This window comes from Dethiosulfatibacter sp. (genome assembly GCF_983023055.1).
This window is the reverse complement of sequence record NZ_CEZJXU010000335.1, coordinates 1-1,883: the sequence shown is the minus strand read 5'-3', so window position 1 is coordinate 1,883 and position 1,883 is coordinate 1. Positions and strand designations below refer to the sequence as shown.

The following is a 1,883-nucleotide window of genomic DNA, read 5'->3' as shown; positions in this document are numbered from 1 at the left end:
GGATATGCCCTGTTCCTGTATAATGAGCTGGAACTTCTAAATCTTTTTTTAGAGCGAATGCTTTTGCTTTTTCAAAAGTCATTTCTTTATCCCAAAAATCAATTCCAACAACGTCTCTTACAGCGTCAGCCATGTGTAGTTTTACCCAAGGAGCGCCTAAATGAATTTCTTTTTCGCCGTAGATAACAGTTCCTTTATCGAATTTCTTAGCGATTGTAGATATTAAGTATTCAGTTAATTCCATCATTGTTTCGATATTTCCATATGCTTGATATAGTTCTAACATTGTAAATTCTGGATTATGTTTTATACTCATTCCTTCATTTCTAAATGTTCTTCCAATTTCGTAAACACCATCAAAGCCACCAACGATAAGTCTTTTTAGATATAATTCAGTTGCGATTCTTAAGTAGAATTCCATATCTAAAGTGTTGTGATGAGTTATAAAAGGTCTAGCGTTAGCTCCACCTAGAATCGGATGAAGTACCGGAGTTTCAACTTCTAAGAATCCTTTTTCATCAAGAATCTCTCTCATCATTGTAATTACTTTTGATCGTAAAATAAATGTTTCTCGTGATTTAGTATTGGTAATTAAATCAACGTAACGACGACGATATCTTTCTTCGATATCAGTAAGTCCATGGAATTTTTCCGGTAGAGGTCTTAAAGCTTTTGAAAGGTGAGTGAATTTTGTTACTCTAACGCTTAATTCACCTGTATTAGTTCTCATTATTGTTCCATGAATTCCGACAATATCACCTAGGTCTGATTTTTTGAATACTTCAAAAGAATCTTCACCTATTACGTCAAGTCTTATATATAGTTGTACTTGTCCAAATTGGTCCATTATATGAACAAATCCAGCTTTTCCTTTTCCTCTTTTTGTCATAATACGGCCAGCTACAATTATTTCTCCAGCATCCATATCATGTAATTCTTCTTTTGTATACTTGTCAAACTTGTCCTTTAATGTTTGAGTATTGTTGTTTCGATCAAAGCGTTGCCCGAAAGGATCAATACCTTTTTCAATTAAAAATTCTAGTTTCTCTCTTCTGACAAGTTCTTGGTCTGAAAATTTTTCCATTAATATCACCTCTTTTAATATGTGCATAACCGATTATAACACATAGTTATCGGCTTTATAAAGAAAATAGTACAAAAACTGTACTATTTTGTAGCTTCAATTAATACATCTAGGTTATCATACATGATAGATATGTATGTTGAGCCGTCTTCTATCTCTTCATCTGTTAAGTTTCCGAGGCCATGTAGGTACAAAGCAACTGCTTCATCATCAACCTCTTGAAGAGCTAGTAATACTTGATCACCAGCGGGTGAGTTAGTATTTTTTTCAAAGAGTATTTCATGAATAAAATATAATTGAGCAGCATTAACCAAGGTAATTATGTCACTAGGGATAATTTCTGATGAATGTGAATGTGCATCAATTACAACAGACATTATTTCTAGATTATATCGAGCGTGCCAGTAAGTAAACAGCATTACTGTCGTAATAATTGGTTTAATTGCTTCATCTGCCATAACTTGATAATCATCTTGTAACTTTTCTAAAAGAGCAGACATTACTGTGAAGTTATTTTCATATAATATTTTCTGGATATGTAACAATTAACTTGTCTTTAACTAGTTCAGCTGCTTGTAACATTCTAACTGGATCAAGCCAAAAATGAGGATCGTCTTGTTGGGCGTTTTCGTCACAATCTAGAATTGGATTTACATCAGGTAGTAAATGTGTATGCTCTGGCATTGTACAAACTTTATTGTATGTGATATTCAGTGACACATCAACTAAAGTAACAGTACCATCGGCAAAAACAGAATCAATTGAATTTGGGATATACGTATCTACACCTGCGTTGACA

Annotated in this window: 3 protein-coding genes; all 3 read right to left on the bottom strand. The window is 33.4% G+C overall.

Translation table 11 applies throughout. From position 1 onward, the window contains the following. Nucleotides 1-1,111, bottom strand: a 1,111-nt coding sequence (locus AC3AX0_RS10590) for an amino acid--tRNA ligase-related protein (RefSeq protein ID WP_487550259.1), incomplete at its 3' end; no start/stop codon positions are given. Between the two features lie 56 nt (nucleotides 1,112-1,167). Next, on the bottom strand, nucleotides 1,168-1,584 hold the full coding sequence (locus tag AC3AX0_RS10585; RefSeq protein ID WP_487550258.1) for a metal ABC transporter solute-binding protein, Zn/Mn family: 417 nt from the start codon (nucleotides 1,582-1,584) through the stop codon (nucleotides 1,168-1,170). Nucleotides 1,585-1,600: 16 nt separating this feature from the next. Continuing rightward, a partial coding sequence (locus AC3AX0_RS10580; RefSeq protein ID WP_487550257.1) for a metal ABC transporter solute-binding protein, Zn/Mn family occupies nucleotides 1,601-1,883 on the bottom strand: 283 nt, incomplete at its 5' end.

Coding starts and splice junctions, on each gene's coding strand:
- AC3AX0_RS10585 (WP_487550258.1), bottom strand. CDS start 1,584: ATGTCTGCTCTTTTAGAAAAGTTACAAGATGATTATCAAGTTATGGCA.